This is a genomic window from Pseudomonas sp. NFIX28, assembly GCF_900107395.1.
In the GTDB taxonomy this organism is placed as follows: domain Bacteria; phylum Pseudomonadota; class Gammaproteobacteria; order Pseudomonadales; family Pseudomonadaceae; genus Aquipseudomonas.
The window spans coordinates 135296-159548 of sequence record NZ_FNPW01000016.1 but is presented as its reverse complement, the minus strand read 5'-3'; the positions used below and the strand labels follow the sequence as shown (position 1 = coordinate 159548).

At 56.4% G+C, this 24253-nt stretch carries 24 protein-coding genes and 2 pseudogenes; 15 read left to right on the top strand and 11 right to left on the bottom strand.

Annotation, left to right across the window (positions count from 1 at the left end; genetic code table 11):
- The 10 genes from BLV20_RS25895 to BLV20_RS25850 all read right to left on the bottom strand — a co-directional run.
- Nucleotides 1-698: electron transfer flavoprotein subunit alpha/FixB family protein (locus BLV20_RS25895; RefSeq protein ID WP_092303634.1), on the bottom strand; the 698-nt coding region annotated here is incomplete at its 3' end.
- Between the two features lie 2 nt (nucleotides 699-700).
- Entirely contained in the window at nucleotides 701-1450 is a 750-nt protein-coding gene (locus BLV20_RS25890) for an electron transfer flavoprotein subunit beta/FixA family protein (RefSeq protein ID WP_092305256.1), read from the bottom strand.
- Between the two features lie 62 nt (nucleotides 1451-1512).
- Nucleotides 1513-2715, bottom strand: coding sequence for a CaiB/BaiF CoA transferase family protein (locus BLV20_RS25885; RefSeq protein WP_175540266.1), 1203 nt, complete (start codon nucleotides 2713-2715; stop codon nucleotides 1513-1515).
- A 74-nt stretch (nucleotides 2716-2789) separates the two neighbouring features.
- Nucleotides 2790-3953 (bottom strand): acyl-CoA dehydrogenase family protein, encoded by a 1164-nt coding sequence (locus tag BLV20_RS25880; RefSeq protein WP_092305254.1) that lies wholly within the window; start codon nucleotides 3951-3953, stop codon nucleotides 2790-2792.
- A gap of 66 nt (nucleotides 3954-4019) precedes the next feature.
- Nucleotides 4020-4616 carry a thiamine pyrophosphate-dependent enzyme gene (locus BLV20_RS25875; protein ID WP_092305253.1) on the bottom strand — a complete coding sequence of 199 codons (597 nt, stop codon included), beginning with the start codon at nucleotides 4614-4616 and terminating at the stop codon, nucleotides 4020-4022.
- Nucleotides 4604-5143 (bottom strand): thiamine pyrophosphate-binding protein, encoded by a 540-nt coding sequence (locus tag BLV20_RS25870; RefSeq protein WP_003442221.1) that lies wholly within the window; start codon nucleotides 5141-5143, stop codon nucleotides 4604-4606. Before BLV20_RS25870 ends, BLV20_RS25875 begins: the two co-directional genes overlap by 13 nt.
- Before the next feature lie 172 nt (nucleotides 5144-5315).
- The gene (locus BLV20_RS25865; RefSeq protein ID WP_092305252.1) at nucleotides 5316-6530 is read right to left on the bottom strand and encodes a pyridoxal phosphate-dependent aminotransferase; all 1215 of its coding nucleotides are present in this window, start codon (nucleotides 6528-6530) and stop codon (nucleotides 5316-5318) included.
- Nucleotides 6527-7165, bottom strand: coding sequence for an RraA family protein (locus tag BLV20_RS25860; RefSeq protein ID WP_092305251.1), 639 nt, complete (start codon nucleotides 7163-7165; stop codon nucleotides 6527-6529). The genes BLV20_RS25865 and BLV20_RS25860 overlap by 4 nt, the downstream gene beginning before the upstream one ends.
- Nucleotides 7165-7827 carry an RraA family protein gene (locus BLV20_RS25855; RefSeq protein ID WP_092305250.1) on the bottom strand — a complete coding sequence of 221 codons (663 nt, stop codon included), beginning with the start codon at nucleotides 7825-7827 and terminating at the stop codon, nucleotides 7165-7167. The genes BLV20_RS25860 and BLV20_RS25855 overlap by 1 nt, the downstream gene beginning before the upstream one ends.
- Nucleotides 7827-8492 carry an RraA family protein gene (locus BLV20_RS25850; protein ID WP_092305249.1) on the bottom strand — a complete coding sequence of 222 codons (666 nt, stop codon included), beginning with the start codon at nucleotides 8490-8492 and terminating at the stop codon, nucleotides 7827-7829. The genes BLV20_RS25855 and BLV20_RS25850 overlap by 1 nt, the downstream gene beginning before the upstream one ends.
- Nucleotides 8493-8597: 105 nt before the next feature.
- Between BLV20_RS25850 and BLV20_RS25845 the strand changes: the two genes are divergently transcribed.
- The 3 genes from BLV20_RS25845 to BLV20_RS25835 all read left to right on the top strand — a co-directional run bounded on the left by BLV20_RS25845 (nucleotide 8598) and on the right by BLV20_RS25835 (nucleotide 12091).
- Nucleotides 8598-9491 (top strand): LysR family transcriptional regulator, encoded by an 894-nt coding sequence (locus tag BLV20_RS25845; RefSeq protein WP_092305248.1) that lies wholly within the window; start codon nucleotides 8598-8600, stop codon nucleotides 9489-9491.
- A 159-nt stretch (nucleotides 9492-9650) separates the two neighbouring features.
- The gene (locus tag BLV20_RS25840; protein ID WP_092305247.1) at nucleotides 9651-10469 is read left to right on the top strand and encodes an alpha/beta fold hydrolase; all 819 of its coding nucleotides are present in this window, start codon (nucleotides 9651-9653) and stop codon (nucleotides 10467-10469) included.
- Between the two features lie 167 nt (nucleotides 10470-10636).
- A complete protein-coding gene (locus BLV20_RS25835) occupies nucleotides 10637-12091 on the top strand; it encodes an alanine/glycine:cation symporter family protein (RefSeq protein ID WP_092305246.1) in 1455 nt (484 codons plus the stop codon).
- A gap of 62 nt (nucleotides 12092-12153) precedes the next feature.
- Here the strand turns inward: BLV20_RS25835 and BLV20_RS25830 are convergent, their stop codons facing one another.
- On the bottom strand, nucleotides 12154-13530 hold the full coding sequence (locus BLV20_RS25830; RefSeq protein WP_092305245.1) for an MFS family transporter: 1377 nt from the start codon (nucleotides 13528-13530) through the stop codon (nucleotides 12154-12156).
- A gap of 506 nt (nucleotides 13531-14036) precedes the next feature.
- On the opposite strand from BLV20_RS25830, the gene BLV20_RS25825 reads away from it, so the two are divergent.
- The 12 genes and pseudogenes from BLV20_RS25825 (at nucleotide 14037) to BLV20_RS25770 (ending at nucleotide 24219) form a co-directional block, all read left to right on the top strand.
- Nucleotides 14037-14960 (top strand): LysR family transcriptional regulator, encoded by a 924-nt coding sequence (locus tag BLV20_RS25825; RefSeq protein ID WP_092305244.1) that lies wholly within the window; start codon nucleotides 14037-14039, stop codon nucleotides 14958-14960.
- A 156-nt stretch (nucleotides 14961-15116) separates the two neighbouring features.
- Nucleotides 15117-15641, top strand: a pseudogene (locus BLV20_RS25820) (MFS transporter); the annotation flags it as partial.
- A 396-nt stretch (nucleotides 15642-16037) separates the two neighbouring features.
- The gene (locus BLV20_RS25810; protein ID WP_092305243.1) at nucleotides 16038-16475 is read left to right on the top strand and encodes a GNAT family N-acetyltransferase; all 438 of its coding nucleotides are present in this window, start codon (nucleotides 16038-16040) and stop codon (nucleotides 16473-16475) included.
- Nucleotides 16476-16524: 49 nt separating this feature from the next.
- A pseudogene (locus BLV20_RS31830) lies at nucleotides 16525-16752 on the top strand (putative metallopeptidase); the annotation flags it as partial.
- A 401-nt stretch (nucleotides 16753-17153) separates the two neighbouring features.
- Nucleotides 17154-17357 carry a hypothetical protein gene (locus BLV20_RS25800; RefSeq protein WP_092305242.1) on the top strand — a complete coding sequence of 68 codons (204 nt, stop codon included), beginning with the start codon at nucleotides 17154-17156 and terminating at the stop codon, nucleotides 17355-17357.
- Between the two features lie 54 nt (nucleotides 17358-17411).
- The gene (locus BLV20_RS31525) at nucleotides 17412-17576 is read left to right on the top strand and encodes a hypothetical protein (RefSeq protein WP_175540265.1); all 165 of its coding nucleotides are present in this window, start codon (nucleotides 17412-17414) and stop codon (nucleotides 17574-17576) included.
- A 360-nt stretch (nucleotides 17577-17936) separates the two neighbouring features.
- Nucleotides 17937-18455: a cysteine hydrolase family protein gene (locus BLV20_RS25795; RefSeq protein ID WP_092305241.1), complete on the top strand. Its 519-nt coding sequence runs from the start codon at nucleotides 17937-17939 to the stop codon at nucleotides 18453-18455.
- Between the two features lie 253 nt (nucleotides 18456-18708).
- Nucleotides 18709-19368, top strand: coding sequence for a DUF2625 domain-containing protein (locus BLV20_RS25790; RefSeq protein ID WP_092305263.1), 660 nt, complete (start codon nucleotides 18709-18711; stop codon nucleotides 19366-19368).
- 813 nt (nucleotides 19369-20181) lie between these two features.
- Nucleotides 20182-20730 (top strand): CS1 type fimbrial major subunit, encoded by a 549-nt coding sequence (locus BLV20_RS25785; RefSeq protein ID WP_092305240.1) that lies wholly within the window; start codon nucleotides 20182-20184, stop codon nucleotides 20728-20730.
- A gap of 174 nt (nucleotides 20731-20904) precedes the next feature.
- A complete protein-coding gene (locus BLV20_RS25780) occupies nucleotides 20905-23064 on the top strand; it encodes a TcfC E-set like domain-containing protein (protein WP_218190312.1) in 2160 nt (719 codons plus the stop codon).
- Nucleotides 23065-23089: 25 nt separating this feature from the next.
- Nucleotides 23090-23758 (top strand): hypothetical protein, encoded by a 669-nt coding sequence (locus BLV20_RS25775; protein WP_218190311.1) that lies wholly within the window; start codon nucleotides 23090-23092, stop codon nucleotides 23756-23758.
- Nucleotides 23758-24219: a hypothetical protein gene (locus BLV20_RS25770; RefSeq protein WP_092305238.1), complete on the top strand. Its 462-nt coding sequence runs from the start codon at nucleotides 23758-23760 to the stop codon at nucleotides 24217-24219. The genes BLV20_RS25775 and BLV20_RS25770 overlap by 1 nt, the downstream gene beginning before the upstream one ends.
- Nucleotides 24220-24253: the final 34 nt, after the last annotated feature.

The window sequence follows — 24253 nt, the reverse complement described above, 5'->3', positions numbered from 1 at the left end:
GCGTCGACCGCGGCGCGCGAAGCACCGACGGCAGCGCCCAGCTTGTCGGCCAGGGCGTACAGGTGTTTGAAGTTGTCACCGTTCTGCATGCCGCGGCCGCCGGAAACGACGATCTTGGCGGCGGTCAGTTCAGGACGGTCGGACTTGGCCAGTTCTTCGCCGACGAAGCTCGACTTGCCTGCATCGTGAGCGGCAGCAACCGCTTCGACAGCGGCCGAACCGCCTTCGGCGGCAACGGCGTCGAAACCGGTGGCGCGCACGGTGATGACTTTCACCGCGGCGTTCGATTGCACGGTAGCGATGGCGTTACCGGCGTAGATCGGACGCTTGAAGGTGTCGGCGCTTTCTACCGAGATGATCTCGGAGATCTGGTCGACGTCCAGCTGCGCGGCAACGCGCGGCAGGATGTTTTTACCGTTGGAAGTGGCAGCGGCCAGGATGTGGCTGTAGCCCTTGCCTAGCTCTGCTACCAGAGGGGCAACGTTTTCCGGCAGTTGGTGAGCGTAAGCGGCGTTGTCGGCCGACAGGACTTTGCTCACGCCAGCGATTTTCGCAGCGGCTTCAGCCACCGCGCCAGCGCCCTGGCCTGCAACCAGTACATGAATGTCGCCACCGATTTTGGCAGCGGCAGCCACGGTGTTCAGCGTGGCCGGGGCCAGCACCTTGTTGTCGTGTTCAGCGATTACCAAGATAGTCATGATCAGATTACCTTCGCTTCGTTTTTCAGTTTCTCGACCAGTTCAGCCACCGACTTGACCTTGATACCCGCGCTGCGTGCAGCCGGCGCTTCGACTTTCAGGGTCTTGTTGGTGGAGGCGGTGGAAACGCCCAAAGCGTCCGGAGTCAGCACTTCAAGCGGCTTCTTCTTGGCTTTCATGATGTTTGGCAGGGACGCGTAGCGCGGCTCGTTCAAACGCAGGTCGGTGGTGACGATCGCTGGCAGGTTCAGCGAAACGGTTTGCAGGCCGCCGTCGATTTCACGGGTCACGGCAACCTTGTCGCCCGACACTTCGACCTTGGAGGCGAAGGTGCCTTGAGCGTAACCGCTCAGGGCCGCCAGCATCTGACCGGTCTGGTTGTTGTCGCTGTCGATGGCTTGCTTGCCAAGGATCACCAGCTGCGGCTGTTCCTTGTCGACCACGGCCTTGAGCAGCTTGGCCACGGCCAGGGAGTTCAGTTCATCAGCGGACTCGACGAGGATGGCACGATCGGCACCCAGCGCCAGGGCGGTACGCAGTTGCTCTTGAGCAGTAGCGGGACCGATGGAGACGACGACGATTTCAGTCGCTACGCCTTTTTCTTTCAGGCGTACGGCTTCTTCCACTGCGATTTCGCAGAAAGGGTTCATCGACATCTTGACGTTGGCGAGGTCGACGCCGGAATTGTCCGCCTTGACGCGAACCTTGACGTTGTAATCGACAACGCGTTTGACAGCTACCAGGATCTTCATTGGGCGGTGTTCTCTCAAAAACTTTGATCGTTGTAAGCAGGCCTTTCGTTTTCAGATCAAGGCTAAATCGCCCCGGTTGCGTGCATTTGTTCAATACGGTCTGTACCCAGCCCCAGTTCCCTGAGCACCTGTTCGGTGTGCTGACCGAGGCCCGGTACGGCATCCATACGTGGCTCGAACGCGCTGTTGCTGCCGGGAGGTATCAAGCTCGGGACGGTGCCGGCGGAGGTTTCGACTTCCCGCCAGCGGTCACGTGCCTGAAGTTGCGGATGGTCCCAAACACCTTGCATGTCATTGACCCGAGCATTAGCAATTTGCGCATGCTCCAACCGATCAAACACTGCATCGAAATTGAGTGTGGAGAACGATTCAACGATGAGTGCCCGCAGCGCTTGACGGTTTTCGACGCGCTTGTAGTTGACAGAGTAGCGTTCGTCTTTCGCCAGTTCAGGAGTCAGCAGTACCTTGTCGCAAAACAGCTGCCATTCTCGTTCGTTCTGCAAACCCAGCATCACGGTGGTGCCGTCACCGATGGGGAAGGGACCATAGGGGTAAATCGTGGCGTGCGCGGCGCCAGCGCGAGGGGGAGGGGGAGAGCCGTCGTAGGCGTAGTACATCGGGTAGTTCATCCACTCGACCAGGCTTTCCAGCATCGACACATCGAGGTGGCTACCTTCGCCAGTGCGTCCACGCAGCAGCAAGGCAGATAGAATTCCGGTGTAGGCGTACATGCCGGCCGCGATGTCAGCAATCGAGCAACCGGCCTTGGCCATTTCTTCCTCACCCGGTCCGCCGGTGACCGACAGGAATCCGCCTTCGCTCTGGATCAATAGGTCATAGGCTTTTTTCTTTTCATACGGGCCGCCTGCGCCATAGCCTGAAATGTCACAAACGATCAGGCGCGGAAACCGCTGATGCAAAGCCTCAAATGAAAGCCCCATTCGTGCTGCTGCACCCGGCGCAAGGTTCTGCACCAGGACATCAGCAGTGCCCAGCAAACTGTCCAGCACCTCGGTGGCCGAGTCTTGTTTCAGATCGAGGGTCAGGCTTTCTTTCGAGCGATTGGTCCAGACGAAGTGCGAGGCGAGGCCGTTGACGCGTTGGTCGTAACCTCTGGCGAAGTCACCCGTGCCTGGGCGTTCGACCTTGATCACACGCGCACCAAGGTCGGCCAATTGTCGGGTGCAGAAGGGCGCTGCAATCGCATGCTCAAGGCTGACGACGGTAATGCCATCGAGCGGACGGATGCCTTTCGGTTGGCTCATGATTATTATCTCTCTTGTCATGGCTCCCCAGTCGCGCCTGCTTGTGCCGACGCACTGGGCTATACGCTGATTCTTTAGAAGGAGCGCGGCAGTTCGAGCAGGTGTTCGGCAACGTACGACAGGATCAGGTTGGTTGAGATGGGAGCAACCTGATACAGACGGTTTTCACGGAATTTGCGCTCGACGTCGTACTCGCAGGCAAAACCAAAACCGCCGTGGGTCTGCAAACACGCATTCGCGGCTTCCCAAGAGGCTTTCGCCGCCAGGTACTTGGCCATGTTGGCGCTGGCCCCGGCATTGATGCCGCTGTCGTATTCCTCGCAGGCACGCCAGCGCATCAGGTCCGCCGCTTCGATTTCGATGTGCGATTCGGCAATCGGGAACTGCACGCCTTGGTTCTGCCCGATCGGTCGGCCGAACACCACGCGGTCGCGGGCATAGGCACTGGCCTTTTCGATAAACCAGCGTCCGTCGCCAATGCACTCGGCGGCGATCAAGGTGCGTTCGGCATTCAGTCCATCGAGGATATAGCGGAAGCCTTTGCCTTCTTCGCCGATCAGGCTGTCAGCGGGGATTTCCAGGTTGTCGAAGAACAGTTCGTTGGTTTCGTGATTGACCATGTTGGCTATCGGCTGCACGGTCATGCCGTTACCGATAGCCTCACGCAGGTCTACCAGGAAGATCGACATGCCCTCGGACTTCTTTTTCACCTCGGCCAACGGCGTGGTGCGGGCCAGCAGGATCATCAGGTCGGAATGCTGAACCCGTGAGATCCACACCTTCTGCCCGTTGATCACGTACTTGTCACCGCGTTTGATCGCTGTGGTCTTGATCTTGGTGGTGTCGGTGCCAGTGGTGGGTTCGGTGACGCCCATCGATTGCAGGCGCAATTCGCCGCTGGCCAGTTTCGGCAGGTAGTAGCTTTTCTGCGCCTCGCTGCCGTGTCGTAGCAGGGTGAACATGTTGTACATCTGGCCGTGCACGGTGCCGGAATTACCGCCGCAGCGGTTCACTTCTTCCAGGATTACCGAGGCCTCAGCCAGCCCGAGGCCGGAGCCGCCATATTCGACAGGGATCAGCGCGGCCAGCCAACCTGCGCCGGTCAGCGCCTTGACGAAGGTTTCCGGAAAGCCTTTTTCCTCATCGACTTTACGCCAGTAAGCCGCATCGAATTCAGCGCAAAGAGCGCGTACGCCTTCGCGGATGGCATTTAGTTCTTCAGAGTTGTGATCAGTCATTATTATTCTCCTCCACGCGTCACGCACAGCATCTGCCCTGCGTGACCGGGACCGGGCAAAAGGCAATCAGGTCGGGTTGAAACCCAGGGCGGCACGAAAGCGATTCTTGATGTAGTGACCATCACGTGGTGGCAGCACCCGTGGAGGGTTTTCCGCCTTGATTTTGATCGTCGCGAGCTTGACGCCATCGCGAGTTGCAAAGCGCTCGCGCAAGTTATGTACGCCTTCCATGTCACGGATTTCATCGGTCCAGCTGAAACCGCAAGTCTTTGCGATCTGATCCAGGGAAATACCAAAGCCGGCGTGGCTGACTTGCATGCCGGTTTCACCAAAGTGACCGTTATCCAGCACAGCGATGGTCAGGTTGGCAGGTTTCTGCAGTGCCACCGTGGCCAGTGCGCCGAACCCCATGAGCAACTCGCCGTCACCGGTGACCACCACCACAGATTTGTTTGGCTGCGCATTCGCCAGGCCCAGTCCCACAGTGATTGCGCTGCCCATGGCGGCCCAGAGGTAATAATTCAGATCGTTGTCACCGGCAGCCATGACGTCGTAGGACGCCGAACCGAGGCCCGTCACGACCAGCACGTCTTTGCGGTCGGCCAGCAAGGCCTTGACCACTTCGCGGCGGCAGAGGGTGTGGTTTGCGCTTACTTGACCCATTTCTTTTCTCCAATCAGGCGCTGACCGAGCAGCAGGGCAGTGGACGAGTCACCGTTGAAGGCCATGGTCGCGGCACCGTGCAGCAGCGGGGCAACGTCTTCCGGGACGTCCGCGCGCCAGGTCATCACTTTCATCAGATTCAGGGAGGCTTCTGTGGCCTGGCCCATCGGGTTCTGCCACGCGTTGAATTCGGCCCAGTCGCCGCGCATGGTGACCACCATCAACAGCGGAAAGCCTGCGCAGACTTGCAGGGCGAGGGTGTTGATGCAGTTACCGACTCCGCTGGACTGCATCAGGAGGGCACCGCGCTCTCCACCAAGCCATGCGCCGGCGAGATAGCCGATGCCTTCTTCCTCGGTGGTGAGGACAACGGCCTTGATGTCCGGGTCTGCATATGACATACGGATCGCCGCCGAGTGGCCTGCATCCGGTACGAAGACCACGTGTTTGACGTCGTGGGCCTTGAGCACGCGAAACACGTCCTCCTGCCAATCCTGTCCCACGGTGTGTTCAGCTTCTGTTGACATGCCAATCTCCCAAGCAGTGCTGCTTTTGTGTTTTCACACATTCTGGGAGTGCTGGGAGCGGACTACGACTACCGTTTTTGTCTTTGAGATATGCCCATTTTGTATAGCTGGAAGGTGAATGCGTGGCCTGGCGGGCAACGGCGATAGCCACGCATTATGGGAGGGGAAATGATTAACGTAGCGAGGTGCAGAACGTACGGATCGCCTCGCACGCCCGGCGCAATGAAGCGTCATCCAGGGCGTAGGCAATGCGAATGTAGGGGCCAAGACCAAAAGCGCTGCCATGCACCACGGCCACATTCGCTTCGTCGAGCAGCGCATGCGCGACATCTTCGTCGGTGTGCAGTACTCGGCCACCGGATGAGGTGCGACCGATCAATCCGGAACAGGAAGCGAACGCATAGAACGCTCCGGCTGGACTGACGCATTCAAGGCCTGGGGTGTCGTTCAGCAACGCCACCATCAAATCGCGACGACTCTGGAATGCAACGCGGCTTTCACGGATGAAATCCTTGGGACCTTCCAGCGCGGCGAGTGCGGCCTGTTGCGACACAGAGCTGGAGCCGGAGGTTTGCTGACCTTGCAGCTTTTCCATGGCGTCCAGTAGCCAGCATGGCCCTGTGGCGAAACCGATGCGCCAGCCGGTCATGGCATAGGCCTTGGACACCCCGTTCATGGTCAGAGTGCGCGGTGCCAGTCGTGGTTCAACCTGGGCTAGGGTGTAGAACGCTTGATCGTCGAAAATCAGATGCTCGTAGATGTCATCGGCCAGAATCAGCACGTGAGGATGGGCCAACAACACCTCAGCCAGAGCGTGCAGTTCTTCCTGGCTGTACACCGCGCCGGTCGGGTTGGACGGCGAATTGAGGATCAACCAGCGGGTCTGCGGTGTGATCGCCGCGGCCAGTGCCGAGGGCGTCAGCTTGAAACCTGTGTCGGCATCGCAGGTAACGATTCGGGCTTCACCACCACACAGTTGCACCATCTCCGGGTAACTGACCCAGTACGGCGCCGGCACGATGACTTCGTCACCCTCATTGAGGGTCGCGGCCAAGGCGTTGTAGATCACCTGCTTGCCACCGTTGCAGACCAGGGTGTCTTGCCAGGTGACGTCCAGGCCGTTCTCGCGGCGGAACTTGGCGGCCACCGCTTCTCGCAGTGAACTTACACCAGCGACCTGGGTGTAGCGGGTGTGGCCATGTTCAATGGCGTGAATGGCCGCTTCGCGCACATGCTTGGGCGTATCGAAATCGGGCTCGCCGGCGCACAGCGAAATGATCTTCGCGCCTTGTGCCCGGCGCTCTGCCACCCGATCCATTATTCGGTAGGTCGCGGAAGGCTGTGTACTGGCCAGACGCTGGTTCAGACGCTGGATATCGGCGCTCATGCGCGGGTTCTCCACTCAGTCAGGTTCATCAGTTCCAGAGTCGAGCGACCCTCTGTCAGCGCCTGCATCATCTGCGCTTCCTTGTTCGCACGCACTTCGCCTTCGGCCAGGGTTCGTGCCGCATCCGCCTTGGGGATGATGATCACACCGTCATCGTCAGCCACCACCCAGTCGCCCTGTGCCACGAAGGCACCGTTGAAATTGAACGGTTGCCCCACCGAAGGCGCACTGGCCTTGACCGTGCCTCTCACCGAAATACCGCGAGCAAACACCGGGAACTGGCGCTTCTTCAGGGCCGCGATATCGCGCACACCACCATCAATCACCAGTCCGACAACGCCAGCCGCTTCGGCCGCGACGGTCAGCACTTCGCCCCAATAACCGGCGATGAAGCCACCCGTACCCACGACCAGCACGCTGCCACGGGGCACACGTTCCATCGCCAGGTGCAGGGCGAGGTTGTCACCGGGCGAACATTCCAGAGGGTAAGCGGGGGCGGAGATGAAGGCGCCGTCCCAGACCGGGCGGATTGCACTGTCGACCGCGCAAGGCAGATGGGACGCTTCATACAGCGTTGAACTGCCCAGCACTTTTGCCCGCGCATGAAAATCCAGGGGGAGGGGGAGCGTGGTCATCAGACTTTCCTCTGCAGGTTGTGGTAACCCAGTGCTGCCCGGGCTTCTTTAAGGGTTTTGCCTTGGCTGATCAGGGCGCGAATCTCGGCTTCGACCGATTCGATCTGGCGGGCACATGCCGCCACTTCAGCCGCATGGGCGCGGGGGACAATCACTACGCCGTTGGCGTCAGCGACCACGATGTCGCGGGCACAGACCCGAGCCGTACCGATGGACACCGGCTGGTTGACCGACTGAACCTGTACGCGGTCTTTGCCGGTGCGCATGAAGCGGCCTTTGCTGAACATCGGGTAGCCATCGCCCAGTGCTTTGTTTACGTCACGGCAAACACCGTCGATGACCGTGGCAGCGATCTGCCGAGTACCGGCGTACTGGGTCATGATGTCGCCCCAGACGGTGCAGTCGGTGCGGCCGCCGTTGTCGATGACCACCACGTCGCCCGGTGCCACGTCTTCGATGAAATCGCCCACGGTGCCCGGAGGTACGCTGGCCGTGACGTACTGCACAGTGAATGCCGGTCCGACGGTGACCTTGCCGTAATTGTCCAGTGGCGCCACACCGAGGCATTGGCCGGGCAGTCCGAGTTTGTCCAGGGCATCGGAGACGCCCGGGGTGTCGAGGCCTTCAAATAAGGCGACCAGGCCTTTGTCTTCCGGATTCATTAGGCGTGCTCCACGTGGATCGCTTCGAATTGGGTGTCATGCATCACTTCGGCGACTGAGCGACCGCTGCGAACAGCCTCGACCATGCCGTCCTGGCGGCGGGCAATACGCTCGCCAAGGTCGACCACTTTTTCGATATAGGCTGAGGGCACGAACACGGTGCCGCAGGTATCGGCGATGACGTAGTCGTTCTCGCTGACGTCGACGCCGGCCACGTTGATGGTTACGGCGGCATCGATCTGCACCACCCGATTGCGGGCACTGATCATGGTCACGCCGCGGCCATAAACCGGGTAGCCAATTGACTCGCTGCCGTCGATGTCGCGGCTGAAACCGTCGATTACCGTACCGCGCACTTTCTTGCTGGCCGCTGCATTGGCGAGGATGTCGCCCCAGCAGGAGATGCCTTCGATTCCACCGGCGATCACCAGCACACGATCATCGCTGTCGATCTGTTCCACCACGGGGGTAATCAGGTGCACAGTGGGGACGTTGTCGGATTTAGGAGCCAGCAGCACGGTGCTGGCGCGGCCGACAATCTTTGGGCAGTTCCATAACGGGCGCAGCCCAACGGTGGCACCCGGCAAGCCGAGGAAGTCGAGCGCATCGGAAACCGTGTTGGTATCCAGCGCTGCCAAGCGATCCAGCAAACTCTTATTGATCATGGGAAAGCCCCAGTGGTGACGGAGGCGTCCAGTGTCAGTGAGACAATTTGATAGGTATATTACTAATCACAGATGCGTTAGATACGTTAAACCTATGGATTAATCATGATCAATTTTCGACTGATTCGTCATCTCTGGTTGTTCCTTGCGGTGGCCGAAGAACAGAATTTCGGCCGAGCTGCCAAGCGTTTGGGCATGTCCCAGCCACCGCTGAGCGAGCAGATCCAGGTGCTGGAGCAGGCGCTCAAGGTCAAGCTGTTTGATCGCTCGCGACGCGGTGCGAAGTTGACCCCGGAGGGGGCGGCGATTCTGCCGGCCGTGCGCAAGTTCGCGGACCAATTGGAGCGGCTGGAACTCGCCGTGGAGGAGGCGGTGGCGGGGCAGTCCGGGATGTTGACCATCGGCGCGATTTCTACGGCCATGTTTGATGTCTTGCCCGATTTGATCGAGCAACTGAAAAGTGATTACCCGCACCTCACTGTGTCCGTGCGGGAGATTGACAGCGTCGAAGCCGTCCCGGCGCTGGAAGCCGGAGACATCGATCTGGCCTTCGCCCGGCTGGACGGTGATCTGGGGGTCTCGATCAAATCACTGCCGCTAACTCAGGACCGCCTGGTTGTGGCCCTGCCCAGCAATCACCCCTTGGCTGCGCGCACGCGACTCAGCCTGTCCAGCCTGGCCACTGAACCTTTAGTGATGTTTTCCCGAAAGGTCAGCCCGGTCTACTTTGACAATCTGATCGCGACCTGCCGCGCCAGCGGTTTTTCCCCGCGCGTGCTGCATGAAGTGCGCTCGGTCGCCTCGCAAATTGCCTTTGTCAGCTGCGGCCAGGGTATCGCACTGGTACCGGCGTCGCTGAAAAAACTGGCGCCGGACAATGTGGTATTTCGAGCGCTGAGCCAGAAGCTCAATGTCGTGACCACAGCGGTGGCCTGGAATGCAGATCGGCCCAACCCGCTGGTGGAGGAACTGGTCACCCGGCTCCAGTCCCGTGTGTGAGTCGACCAAGGCCCTGTGCGTGAACAGGAGTGATAGGTTTGGCGTATGAAAGCCTTCCCGTATTAGGAATTTACAGAAGGCTCGATTCCCTTGAAATTGCGAGCCTGGCTGCCGGCAACCCAGGTTCGGCGCTACCTTTCCGTTCAAGGAGTCAACAACGTGTCTTCTCCAGAAACGTTCACTCATGTGCAACTCCCTCTGACGGTGGAGGGTGTCCAACTGAACGTGGCCGCCATCCATCGCGACGGCGTCCTTGCGCCGATCGTGTTCCTGCATGGTTTTGGTTCGACCAAGGAGGACTATGCCGACATCGTGCAGCAGCCCGCATTCGCCGGTCACCCTTTCGTGGCGTACGACGCACCGGGTTGCGGCGAAAGCCAGTGCAGTGATCTTTCCAGAATTTCCATTCCCTTTCTGCTGCAGACTGCGTTGCAGGTGCTGGCGCATTTTGGCATCGAACGCTTCCATTTGGTCGGCCACTCCATGGGTGGGCTGACCGCGCTGATGCTGGCCCACCAGTTCCCGGAGCGGGTGCTCAGCTTCGTCGATATCGAGGGCAATATCGCCCCGGAAGACTGCTTCCTCAGCCGGCAGATCGTCGATTATCCGAGCGACGATCCCGAGGCGTTTTTCGCCGCCTTCATCGAACGTGCCCGGCACGCCCCGGCGTATGCCAGCGCACTCTATTCTGCGAGCTTGCGGCACAAGGTGCGTGCCGGTGCGGTGCGGGGGATTTTCCAGTCGATGGTCGATCTTTCCGATAATGCTGATCTGATGAGCAAATTCCTCGGGTTGAAGTGCCCGCGGATGTTCATGTACGGGGAGCAGAACGCGTCACTGTCTTATCTGCCGCATATCCAGGCCGAAGGTGTCCGGCTGGCGCCCATTCCTGATTGCGGGCACTTCCCGATGTATTCCAACCCGATCGCGATGTGGCAACAGATCGCCGATTTCCAGGCGAGCAGCCTTACCGGGTAAGTCCGGTCGTCCTGAGGGCTTCCTGATTTTTTCATGGGAGCCCAATCAGGCCACAACCTTGAAATTCAAGAACTGGTTCAGTCACTTCTGCTGCCCTCGGGCGGCGATGTGTGCAGGCGCTTGCGTGCCTGAAATCCGTGTACCTATAACAACAAGAGGTTCGACCCATGCTTGAAGTCATTAACAGTTTTCTTTCCGGCAAGCTTCTGATCGTGCTTATCGTAGGCCTGGGCGGCTACTTCACGATGCGTTCGCGTTTTGTGCAGTTCCGCCATTTTTTGCATATGTTCGGCGCTTTCCGCGATAGCGTGCAAAAGAGTGCCGGCCAGATCAGCTCGTTTCAGGCCTTGATGCTGAGCCTGGCGGGTCGCGTAGGCGCAGGCAACATCGCCGGTGTCGGCTTGGCAGTCACATTGGGTGGCCCCGGCGCGGTGTTCTGGATGTGGGTTACGGCGCTGGTGGGCATGTCCACCAGTTTCTTTGAATGCAGCCTTGGGCAGTTGTACAAACGGTGTGATGCGAACGGGCAGTTTCGTGGCGGGCCGTCGTACTACATCCAGTACGGACTGAAACAACCCTGGTTAGGCAAGGTCATGGCCTTGTTGCTGCTGGTGACTTTCGGTTTCGCTTTCAACGGGCTGCAATCCCACGCCGTGACCCATTCTCTGAACAATGCGTTCGGTTTCTCGGTGACTTACTCCGGCATCGCAATTGCGATATTACTTGGCTTGGTCTTCATGGGCGGCATCAAGCGCATCGCTGCCGTCTCGGACCTGCTGGTGCCAATCAAAACGCTGGCTTACATCAGTGTCACTGTGTATGTGATTGTGCTTCAGTTCGATCATGTCCCTGGCATGCTGATGACCATTTTCAAAAGCGCTTTCGGCCTGGATCAGGCGTTTGCCGGCCTGGTCGGCAGTGCCATTGTCATGGGCGTCAAACGCGGGGTGTTTGCCAACGAAGCGGGGCTCGGTAGTGCGCCTAACGTAGCCGCAGTGGCGAAAGTGGATCACCCGGCAGCTCAAGGTGTGGTTCAAGCGTTCAGCGTTTTCCTCGATACCTTTGTCATCTGTACCTGCACGGCGCTGTTGATCCTGCTATCAGGCTTTTATACCCCGGGTTTCGAAGGTGATGGCCTGGCGCTGACGCAGAACGCGCTAGCCGCGGTGGTTGGAGACTGGGGGCGTACTTTCATCAGCGTAGCGTTGGCTCTGTTTGTCTTCACTTCGATCCTCTACAACTACTACTTGGGTGAGAATAATCTGCGTTTTCTGCTGGGAGACAAGCGCGCTGCCGTCCTGGTCTATCGTGGATTGGTGTTAATGCTTGTCATGTGGGGAGCCATCCAGAATCTGGACACGGTATTCGCCTTTGCCGACATCACCATGACACTGCTGGCCTTCGTGAATCTGATCGCCCTGGCTTTGTTGTTCAAGGTTGGGATGCGCTTGCTGCGTGACTATGATCAGCAACGCAAAACCGGCATCAAGTCGCCGGTCTTCGATTCAAGTCAGTTCAAGGATCTTGATCTGGATTTGCAGGCATGGCCGAACCGGGAAAAGGTAACCAAGGTTCACCAAGAGCATTCATCACAAGTAGCATCGGTATCCGCTACTCAATGATTTTAAAAGGGCCCATGGATCATCATGGGCCCTTTTAAAAAACCATGGTAATCGTCAGTGCCTCAGATCCTGGCAGCCTGCGATTTGATGCAGCCCCACAGTCCGGTGCGTTCTTCGATCTCACCCGAGCCGCTGATGTAACCATAGCGGGACAGGTTAGGCATTAGCATCGCTGCGATGAAAGTGATGGTTACTACGGCCGCGACGTAGAAGAAGAAATACTCCTCAATACCCTGCGACCGAAGCGACAAGGCGACGTATTCGGCGGTGCCACCGAACGCCGCGTTGCCGACGGCATAAGGAAAGCCCACACCCAATGCACGTACCGCTGGCGGGAACAGTTCAGCTTTGACGATACCGGCAATCGGGGTGTACAGCGACGCGATTGCCAGGCCGCCAAATACCAGCAGGAACGCTGTAAATGGACTGCTGACCGATTGCAGTGAATAGAGCAGGGGGATCACCAACAACATGGCCAACCCGGAAAACATCAGCATGTGGACCTTGATCCCGATTCGGTCGCCGAGCAGACCAAAGAGTGGCTGACAAAACATGAAACCGACCAGGGCGGCCGTCATGATGAAACTCACCGTTTCCGGACTAAACCCCGCAGAGATCACCAGAAATTTCTGCATGTAGGTGGTGAAGGTGTAGAAGTAAAGTGAACCGCCAATGGTAAACGCGACCACCAGTGCCACTGCGCGTTTGTGTTTGAACATGCCGCGTAGCGAGCCGGCATCTTTGCGGTTCATGTCTTTCTTGGTGGCGGTTTCATGCAGCGCACGGCGCAAATACATGACTACGATAGAACTCAGGGCTCCGATGAAGAACGGAATTCTCCAGCCCCATTCCCGCAGTTCCTCGCCAGTAAGAGTTTGTTGAAGTATGACCACGGTCATCAGGGCAAGGAGTTGGCCTGCGATGATGGTGAAGTACTGAAACGATCCATAGAAACAGCGACGACCGGGTGTCGCGATTTCACTGATGTAGGTGGCACCTGTGCCGTACTCTGCGCCTACGGACAAGCCCTGAATCAGTCTGGCGACGACGAGCAAAACTGGCGCAGCTACACCGATGGTGTCGTAGGTTGGCATGACGGCGATCAACAGCGAGCCGGCGCACATCATGAACACCGAGATAATCATCGAGACCTTCCGGCCGCGAGTATCAGCAATCCAGCCAAAAATCCAACCGCCCAGAGGGCGCATGAAAAAACCAACGGCGAAGACGCCGGCGGTTGCGAGTAGCTGGCTGGTTGTATCGCCTTTGGGGAAAAACGAAGCCGCAAAGTAGATGGCGGTATAGGCATAAATGAAAAAGTCGTACCACTCCACCAGATTGCCCGAGCAGGCACCCATGATGGCTCTGACGCGATTCGGACTTTTTATCTGATCGGACTTTTCAGCGTGGAGGGTTGAGTCGCTGGTTGATGCAGACATTCTGTTCACCCTTTTTTCAAGGCGAGACGATACGAGGCGCACGCTGATGCGTGTCCGACGTTGCTAGCTCGATGGGTTGATGTGCTTAACGCAGTTGCTGTGACCCTTTGACGACCAAGGCACATGAAGAGGGGGGATGTAGATGAGAGGTCAGTTGTTCACTGACTGTGTAAGGCGGGTCGGTCAGATAACGAGAAAGGTAGTAAATCATGGCGGCAAGCCCTCGAATCTTATTCTTGTAGTCAGTCGATCGCTCTTGGCGTCGACGTTGATTGCACGCTACCGCAGAGTGGCGAGGGTAATAAGTCGTCAGCCAGGCCTAACTGATATACCGAAATTTTATAGCTTGCCTTGCAACCCGTGCGGGCAGGGGGATAGAGCCGGCTAAAAAGCCATTAGGCCCCATGCGACGCGGGCCCTGTGGCATTCCAGGAAACGCTAATGCGTTTACACTCACACTACTTTCGACGCATTTCGCGCCGAGCCCGACTTTGACTGGCCTGGTAATGGATGTCGTTCAACTCAAAACCTTGATTCATGTGGCCGAGCTAGGCAGTCTCAGCAAGGCCTCAGACCGGCTTCACATCGCACAACCGGCACTCAGCCGACAAATTCGAATGCTGGAAAAAGAACTCGGCACCTACCTGTTTGATCGACATGGACGAGGCATGGAGATTACCGATGCTGGTCGCGAGGTGCTGGCGCATGCCACTCGAATCATGGAAGAAATGGAGTCCATTCGAAGTTCTGTGGTGGGCGGAAAGACCTCTTTTCGGGGAACGGTCGTCATCGGTACGACGCCGACGGTAGCGGAAATTGTCACCGTTCCTCTAGTGCGCAAAATCAAAGAGGCGCATCCGAATCTTGCCGTCAGGTTTTCCTCGGCCTTCAGTGGTTATCTGCTGGATTGGGTTCAGCGTGGCGAATTGGAACTGGCGATTTCTTACGATCCCCAACCCCTGCATACGCTGCGTATCGTGCCGGTGATGATGGAAAATCTGCTGCTGGTCGGCCCCGCCGGCGCCAACCTGCGTCTCGATACACCGGTGTGGTTCGAGTCTTTGGCTGAGCAGCCATTGGTGTTGCCTAGCGCTCGACATAGCCTTCGCGTGATTCTGGATGATTGTGCGCGTGAAGTCGGGATCAAGCTCAAGACCAGTGTCGAAGCGGATTCCTTTGGCGCGATGATTGCCTTGGTCTGCAATGGGTTCGGTTTGACCGCTTTGCCTTTGGCATCGATTTACGCCCAAATCGAAGCTGGCGTGCTCAGTGCCGCCCCCTTGGTTGACCCCATTCCCATGCGCAAACTTGTTCAGGTTTTTCCTGCCGACAGGCGTGTCAGTCCGGCTGCCAAATTCGTCGGGGATGCTTTCATAGAAATTGCTGCCGACCTGGTCAATCGTAAGATTTGGGCTGGGCACATGCTTTGAGCCAACGGATTCGTTGGCTAGATGAATCGTTCGTTTAAACGTCATTGCTCAGCGACTCACGCTATCCGCCTTTCTCACCACTGATGACACTGTCTTGAATCAACAAACGCGACTGGCTGGCGTATTCGGCAACAAGTTCTGGTCTGGGGAGGTGGCGAAAGTTTCTCAATCGACCGGCGGATCTACTTGTTGCTTACGCTGATTTTTGCGTTGGGTGCAGTGATCATGAGGGCGATGTCGGTCCAGCTGATTTCATTGTTGCAGGGGCAGGGTTACTCGCTTGCAGCCGCCGTCGGACTGAGCGCATTGCTGGGGCCGAGCCAGGTAGGATCACGTGTTCTACAGGTGTTTTCGCGTAAGAGACACCCGATCTGGACGACGTTGATCTCCGTGATATTCGTGGCAATGGGTCTGCTGTTTGTGACCACCGCACCGGCAATGACTGCCCTGGGGCTGGTGATCTATGGCGCGGGTAATGGTTTGCGGGCGATCGTTCGAGGACTGCTGCCATTGGCCCTCATGTCGCCCACCCATTATGTTTTGCTGATGGGGCGCATGGCGCGGCCTGCGCTCATAGGACAAGCCTTGCCCCCCCTTGCAGGCGGTTACCTGTTGCAGACCTGGGGCGCTGGCGGTGTGCTTGCGGGCCTGAGTGCGCTGGAGTGCCTTTCGATCTTCCTCGGTCACGCCTGCTGCGCGCAGTCAAGCTGCCGAGTCGAAAGGCACTACTCCGCGAGTTACCAGGACCTACGCGAGGAACACGCCCGGTTCGCCGGCATGACCGACAAGCGCTTCCTGAGGGAGCTGCCCGCAGCGCTGCACTTCGCGGTGTTTGTGTGCTAGTTCAAGGAGCTGCCGGCGAGTGTTGTCCTGTCGGATGAGGGGATCGTCCACCAGCTGGCCCACCTGATCCATCTGAAGGGTGAGCCGCGGCTTGGCGAGATCCGCGAGTTGTTCAACAAGCAGCTGCAGTTAGCAGCTTAGGTCGCGACACAGGAGCCATCATGACCAACGTTACTAGCATCAACCCGCTTTTCAGCTAGTACACTTCGATGAATTGGGCTAGGGATTTTCATCATGGAGTTTCAAATCAGGCTCGCTGTTCAGAGCGACATGGAGCTTTTGCTTCGCCTAGACCCGCTAGCGCAGGTGGAAAGTAGTCGCCGCGCGCAAATTGAGCATGCAGTGCTAAAGAAGGAGTGTTGGTTAGCAAGTGGGTATGGGGGGCCGCGTGTCTCTCTCGGTTACGGGTGCCTAGAGAAAAGCTTTTTTGGTGAATGGTTCATTCCGCTTGTCGTTGTTTCCGCTGCGCACCGCCGTATGGGTGTTGCCACACGAATCATTTCTCACCTAGAGCACTGTGCTTCTGCGGAAAAAATATTCACTTCAACTAACTCGTCCAATTTACCTATGCAGCGATTGTTGGAGCGGAGTGGATATAACCCTAGTGGTGTTATAGAGAATTTAGACCCCGGCGATCCAGAACTCGTCTTTGTGAAAACCTTTAAAAGGTAAACGCTGGTGTCCGACTTTTAAGGCCCTATGAAGATCCGCTCTCATGAACCACATCGCACACGCCATGGATAAGTACGGTTAGCCAGCCTTCACCAAGGAATGCGCACCCAAGATCGAGATGCGCGGCCATGACGTCGAGGAGTTCGTCGGCGTGGTCCGGCGCTAAGGCGCGAGCCCTGACGTCCAGGCATTGGTAGATGCCACCAACAAGCCCGCTGAGGTAGGAAAATTGAATATATCGAGGGCCTGCGGAACCTGTCTGCTCAAGTCGGCCTGATTCTGGACAGGCTCTGGACGGATGAAAATCCACCCTGGAAGGGTGTAGCTGTATCTCTTATCAGCACACGGACTTGGCGTCACGTACTCTTGCCTCCCGCTCGCGCATAAGCTTGGCTAGCAAGCTTGCGAGCAGTGAACAGGTCATATAGATCTGGGAAAGGTACAGTCGATTTCTGAGTCCTTCGGCCAATGGCCGATCGATGCACACAGGCTTGGCAGGCCACGGCGCTCGTCGCCAATCTTCACGTCGGATTGCTCGTATGGCGCCGAAGTCTGAAGGAATTAGAAAGTTGGTTCTCAGTTCTGGCACCTAAATTTTCCAAACCCACTTCGCCCAGTTTGGCGCGTGTTAGCGTATGCTTTCGCGCTGATTTTCAAGTGCCGTGGAAGTGTTATTGAATGGCAAAAAAACAACCAGTGGATACCAAGGCAGCGACTGCCGCTGATATCGAGCGATCCATCCAGGCTCTCAACAAAATGGCTGAGCGGCTTTGGGGCGATGGCCGAGAAGCTGAGGCCAAGGCCCTTCTCGATGCGCTGGACGCGCTAAACCGGGCGCTCGATCGGATCAGGATTGGAGAGAGTCGCAGGGTTCTTCATTGAAGCGTACACGTCCAAATTGAAGACCAGATGCATATATAGGGAGGTAGATGACTGATGGGGCTGCTCGACTTTTTATCCGACCTGCTCAGCGGCCTCGCTACCATCCAGCCTTACGAAAAGCCTCGCAGGGTCTTCACGCGCGGCTTTATTGCATTCTGTGTGATGGTGGCGGTTATTGAGCTGATAGCGCTGAACCAGCTCTATGGTGCGCACGGATGAGCTGAAGGCGGTTAATCCGTCGAACGTAACGGCCGAGCCACTTCAGAAGCCCAAGCGTGCGCCGCAGCCGGCGCAGTTCCCACGCGCCGTGATTGGCTGCATGGCCCACGCCCGTCGCAAGTTTCAGTCCGCCCAAAGCACTCGCTCCAGGATCCTGGCTTGTTAGCTCGCTGCGATATTGCTAGTGTCGATCCATGACTAACTATTGCCTCACCTCGACTACCACCACCACGACCGCTGAAAGCGGAGCGTGCGAGGTGTCGTGAGCCAATAGCAGACGAACTTCAAAGGCCCGCCAGCGATGGACAGGGCCTTTTTTATGTCCTTGTGTCGCTGGTTCAAACGCAAGGAGATGCACCCATGTACGCCCTGTTGATACTCGATATCCAAGTCGGGCTTGTTCACGGCCCGGAAAAACCATGGCGCTGCGAAGAGTTGTTGGAAACAGTGAATACCCTGATGGACAAGGCACGCAGTGCTGGCGCTCCGATTTTTCTCGCGCGTCACATCGGGCCCGCTGGATCTCCAATCGAACCAGGCAGCCCGTTGACGATGATTGCGCAGGAACTGAGGCTTCTGGGTGGAGAGGTGGTATTCGAAAAGCGGCGGCCCAACGCCTTCGAAATGACCGACCTGGCGGACAATTTGCGGTTTCGCGGGGCTACCGGTGTGGTAATCACTGGCATGAAAACTCAATACTGTGTCGACAGCACCTGCCGTGCTGCTCGTGATCTTGGCTTCGATGCGGTACTTGTCGCCGAAGGTCATACCTGTTCAGACACGCCAGTGATGAAAGCTAAGGACATCGTTGCTCATCACAATGCAACTCTTGATGGGCCGTTCTGCCAGCTAGTTCGGGCAGAGGAGTGGAACTTCTAGCAGAGCCTGAAACGACGGGAATGCCCATGACTTGCCGTAAACACCTGGCACCATGTGACATTCCCGCACGTTAAATGGGACGTTAAGGGGCTGCGTCATCGGCGCGCAGCGCGTGAAATATGCTTCATCTTCCGCAACGGCTTCGGTTGGAGTTGGGGCGAGCATCTGCTTCCCGATCTCTACAAAGGGCTCGGGCCTAATTCTCTGCATGGCTATGCCGCTACAATTGCCTCTTTTTTCCATGGACTGGCAGGTGAAAAGTTTGGAAGAGCTGATAGATAGCCGCGACCCCGCATTACCTCTCGTCGAAAAAATGCTGGCAGAAACGACTCGGGATTATGAGTTGCTGCCTCCGTCCAGTGATAACTCAAGAGTACTTTCCACTCTACAGGTCACGACGAGATCGACGTTGGGCGCTATCGCTTATGAAACTGGCGGCCTATTGATCGATCACGGATGGCTGCGGGTACTTGGATCTGGACATCCAGAATTACCCCGAAATCTTGCTGACTGGAACGCCGGTCGTTCGGAAGGTTACTTGCTGGTCGCCGATGATGCCGCCGGAGGGTTTTTCGCTATCAACGGTGGCGGGCTTGGGGATGACGTGGGGGCTCTGTATTACTGGGCGCCAGACACGTTGCAGTGGGAACCGCTGGAAATTGGTTATACCGACTTTCTTGGCTGGGCCTTGAGCGAGCAGTTTGCTTCCTTTTACGATGGCTTGCGTTGGGAAGGCTGGCGTAGCGATGTTCAGTCTCTAAAAGCCGATCAATGCTTCTCCTTTTTCCCATTTCTGTGGACGCGGGAAGGCTCGGTCGAAAAAAGCAGCCGGACGATAATCGATGTCATCGAGCAGTTTGAAATGAATGTCGGGCTGGCCCGCAAGCTCGATGGTTCTGAACCGTCAGGCTGAATAACCTGGCTAAGCGGCCTGGCTCTGATAAGGCTCCACCCCCCAAAACCCGCCATTGAGCGGGTTTTGTCATTTCTGAAAAGAGGAAAAACACATGGGCTTTCGACTCCTCCCACGGCATCACTCTTTGGACTGCTGCTATCTATGGCACTGCCATTGCGCCAAACCATAGGGGAGGGCATGTACAGCGCCATCCCTCTACTTGAAATATAAGCTCTCACAAAAAAACATCCCGCCCTATTGAAGGAAAGTGGCTGTTCATAGCAGTGCTTGGCCAAGTTGCATATTAGATATCTTCTTACTCAATGCATGGGCTTATATAGCTAAAAATATGAATCGGGGATGTAACTCAAGATTTCTCCAAAAGGTCTTATGCTTTTCTGTTGAAGGGGAGATTCTGGTTGCTTGCCAAGTATAAAAATACATCAGGTATCGCCTGTAAAATGAGTTGTGAGCGCTCGCCGGTAAGTTCTGGTATCGGCATAGAATCTTCCTGCGCTCGGCGCGGATAAATCTTTGGTTAATGGGGAACTTATTTAACTAACTAAATAGTGAATCTATTGGATGGATTCTGCTTGGCGGTGCACAACGCATTATCTGATTTTCTGGTGCTGTTAAAGGCGCAGGTGAAAATGTATCTGACGAGAGGTCTGACAGTATCTTGTAGGATTTATCTGCCCAAATAATGCGATAGCCCTGATTTTTCTCACTGCGGATATAGGTTTTAATCTTTGGGGTGGAAAGCAAGAGCCCACACTTAAGATTCTGCTTCTTTATTTAGAGCAGCAACGCACATATATAGAGTTATATAAAATGAAAATCAGCCAACTGTTTCTGGCCCTGGGAATGGGTAGTGTACTTGCCGGTGCGGTCAATGCCGCACCATTGCCTGCGGATACTGTTTCCAAGAAAATCACCCTGACCGCCCAGATCAACGATGCTCTCTTTGTTTCCAAGCCGGATGGCTCGACTTGGTACGGCACGGAGGAACTGGATGCGGATGACTACAAGCAGAAGGCATTCAGCAAGACCCTGCCAGTTCGTATCTGGACCAAGAATGCTGACTTCAATGCCTCTCTGGCGCAGCCGCTGAAAATGTCCAATGGTACCTATGAAATGGTCGACGCCAAGGTATCCATGAAGAGCGCCCAAGGTGAAAAGGTACTTTCCTTCGGCAGTGCTCAGAAAATCACTCAAGTAGTCAGCACCGCCGACGGTTACGACGAAGTCCATGACGTGACCGTTAGTGTTAGTGCGCCAACCAAGGTCGGCACTCTGGGTACCAATGGTAGCTATAGTGGTGACCTGGTGATGTTGTTCGAGCCTGTTGCAGCAGCAGCGGCACCTGCACCTGCAAAATAATCCTCTCCGCGTGATACAGCCTCGATTCGTTCGGGGCTTCTTCTCTAGGTTTCCTCCTAAAAGAAAAAGTGCATGTTCGCTTATTGCTCCGTATTTCGACTAAATAGACTTTGGTTGAGTGTTTGTCTGGCTGTTTCATTTCAGGCAGTGGCACAAGTCAAGGTGTCATATGGTGTGCCAGACGGCTTCAGTTCGGTTGAAATGGACAATGGTGCAAGATATGTGGCTACTTTTAATGGAAAAACATTGCCTGGGTTTACAACCTACTCTCCAGAAAGTGGAGTACTTGTATTTGATGCAGTCGGATATGAGGAAAACGGGGTATCCCGGCAGGACGTAGAAGTTATCCGTGGCGTGTTGTCTCAGGTTGACTATAAACGTTGTCACAACGGCTGTGATCTTAAGGTTGGAGAGTATTACGTCACTATTGACAAGTTAAAACGGTCGCTCGTGATCCGCGATTCGCACAATGACTTTCTGGAGCCCAACACCAGTTGGGGACTGGTCAATAACCAGGCATTGGATCTTCGTGCTTCCTCAGAGGGATACCGCGCGCTGAACCTTGCGGGTAATACCTGGATAGGTACGCCTTCGCGTAGCTTCGGTTACATGAACTGGTTTGCCAACAACACTCAAACACGAAATTCCAATAATCGCAGTCAGGGAATTTCGTCCTACTACCTGCAGAAAAACTTCACGAGCACCTATTTACGGACGGGCAAGCAGAACAGCATCGACTATGCCTCAGGCTCGGTCAGCACGCTGCTTTCACCCAGTTTCGACCAATTTGTCACCTTCGGTAGCCAGACCCATCTGAATGCGAGCCGGAATGCCGGTTCTATCATTCTGTATTCCACTTCCGAAGGTAATTATGAGTTCTACCGCAACGGTCGATTAATCCTCAAGCGCCCGGCTTCTCTGGGGCGTAACGAGATCAGCTTCGTAGACCTGCCCGGCGGTTATTACCCGGTTGAGGTCCGTCTGGTCGACCGTAACGGCAACCTGGTGAACCAGGAAAACCGTGAAATCAACAACATTAACTTCGACTCGAGCAGCAACAATGCTTGGAACCTGACCGTTGGTAATGAGATGGAACAAGGAAGAGGGCGCCTGGTACAGGGCTCGATGAGCCGAAATATGCGCCAATTCTATTTGAATGCATCGACGGTCAGTGGTGGTCAGGGCAGTTGGGCGAGTGAGGTGAACGCAACGCGTCCGAGCAAACTTGGGAGTATTGATATTACCCCGACGCTGGGCATTTTGAGCGGTGAACGCACGACTGGTGGTTACCTCAATCTGTCGATGTCCGACGACAAGCTGGGCAGCCTCATGCTGAGCCGCTATCAGAACAACAACGTATCCCGCTTCTATTGGGGGGCTCCGAGCAGCAGCCTGTCCTATAGCCGAAACGTAGGGGGTACCACCTTGTCTTACAACTACCAGAAGTACAGTCGAGGAGAGTCGCAACAGGCCGAAGCACGCTGGAACTATCGCCCCAACGGGCTGTGGTCGACGTTCTCGGTGGGTATTCAGAAAGACGGTTATACGCAGGCCAAGGGTAATTACGGTGTGTATTTCAACATGAGCTGGATGCTGGACAACAGTCAGGCCAGTTTCAGCGCCGCTCACTCTGGCGGGAAAACCCAATTGAGCGGGGACTACCGCAAGGACTTCCAAGACAGTTTCGGTACCACGACAGGCGGGGTGACGCTCAACCGGATTGACCGGAAAAACAACGTCAACCTCTACGGTAGCCGCTCCGGAACGCGAGGGGACGCATCTCTCAACTTGGGTCATAGCGACACCGCCAGCAACCTGGATATGAACTATCGCGGCATGCTGGCTGCCAGCGCCGACGGGATCGCACTGGGTCGTTACAGCAATGGTGGCAGCGCCATGCTGCTGAAAACACCAGACATTGAAGGCACTGAATACGGCTTCAACGTCGAGGGCCATCCAGTCGCGGGTAACAGTACTTACGCGGTGCCGATCAACAGCTACAGCGACGTTAGCTTCGCAAGGGTGTTGAGCAATAGTGAGGACATGGACATGAACATCGAGGTGCCGGCGAATATCGTCCGCGCCCATCCAGGCCAAGTGTATGCGGCACAGGCCAAGGTCGATATCAACATGATCTACAGCGGCTTTCTGGTCGACGCCAGCGGTCGTCCAATAGGTGGACGGATTCTGGAAACCGGCGACATCGCCTACCCCAACGGTCTGTTTTCGATATTCAGCAAGGCAGTGCTGGCGCAGATCACCGTCGACCACATGGGGCGTCACTACCGTTGCGATTTGAGAAACGCCACCGGCAGCTATTACCACTGTCTTTGATCGATCTTACGAATAGGAACGAACTATGAAATTGCGAACATCCCTGCCGATGCTGATTGGTTCACTACTCCTGGCCTGCGGGTCGGTACAGGCTGAGGGTGAACTGATGGTGATGCCGGCCACCACCAAAGTCTTCAACAGCCATGAGCAGAAGGTGACCGTGAAAAACATGGGGGATGCGCCGCTGTATCTTTCCATATCGTTGCAAAAGGTCATGAACCCGGGGTTGGTGCCGGAAACGAAGGTAGATCTGGGGCAACTTGAGCACCCCGGCATGCTGGCCAGCCCGGAAAGACTGACGCTGGGCCCGGGCCAGAGCCGTAAGGTCAGCCTCAAGTCGCTGTTCGAACCGATGGATGAAGCGCTGTACCGCCTGTACATCGTGCCGGTCAGGTCGCTGAAGGTGGACGATGCGCCCAAGGACAAGATTACCGCACCGATGTCGGTCTCTATCGGCTATGGCGTATTGGTCCGGCATATGCCTGCTCCGGACAAGCAACGCATCGGCTGGAGCCATCGCTGTGATGCTGGCGGGATCACCTTGGTCAACACCGGTAACGTGCGCTATGTGCTATCGGACGTCGGAAAAGTTGGAGAGACCGTGGCGCTGTTTCCCGGCACCCCCCATCAGTTTCCCGGCAAGAAATTGAGTTTGCTCGACAATGACCAGGCTCGAACTGTGGATTGCCCCTGATGAAGCGCACGACCGGATCCTTGTTGGGGCTGTTGCTGGCCCTATTTGCCACGCAGGGCATGGCGGAGGGCGTACTGAAGCTCTCGCGTACCGAGCTGAAGCTGGAACCCGGTAAGCCAGCACACGCACTGTATGTCGAAAATACTGGAGATACGCCCCTGTATCTGGAGGTTGTACAAGAGCTCCTGCTTAACCCGGGGCAGACTCCTGAACGCCTGGTGCCGATCCAGGAAGTGGAGCGACCGAGCCTACTGGTCACACCTGATCGGCTGGTGCTGGCAGCTGGGCAAAAACGCCGCATGTTGCTCAAAGAGATAGAGGCACCCACACAACCCTTGGTATGGCGGGTGACTTTCCGTCCGAGGGAGCGAATCCATATCAATTCTAAGGCTCTATCAGCGCCCCTGATCGTCAGTGTCGGTTATGGCGCAGTGATCTATCAATTAGGGTCTAGTGATTAATGATCTTAGCTTAATGGTTGAGTGTATTTTTAAT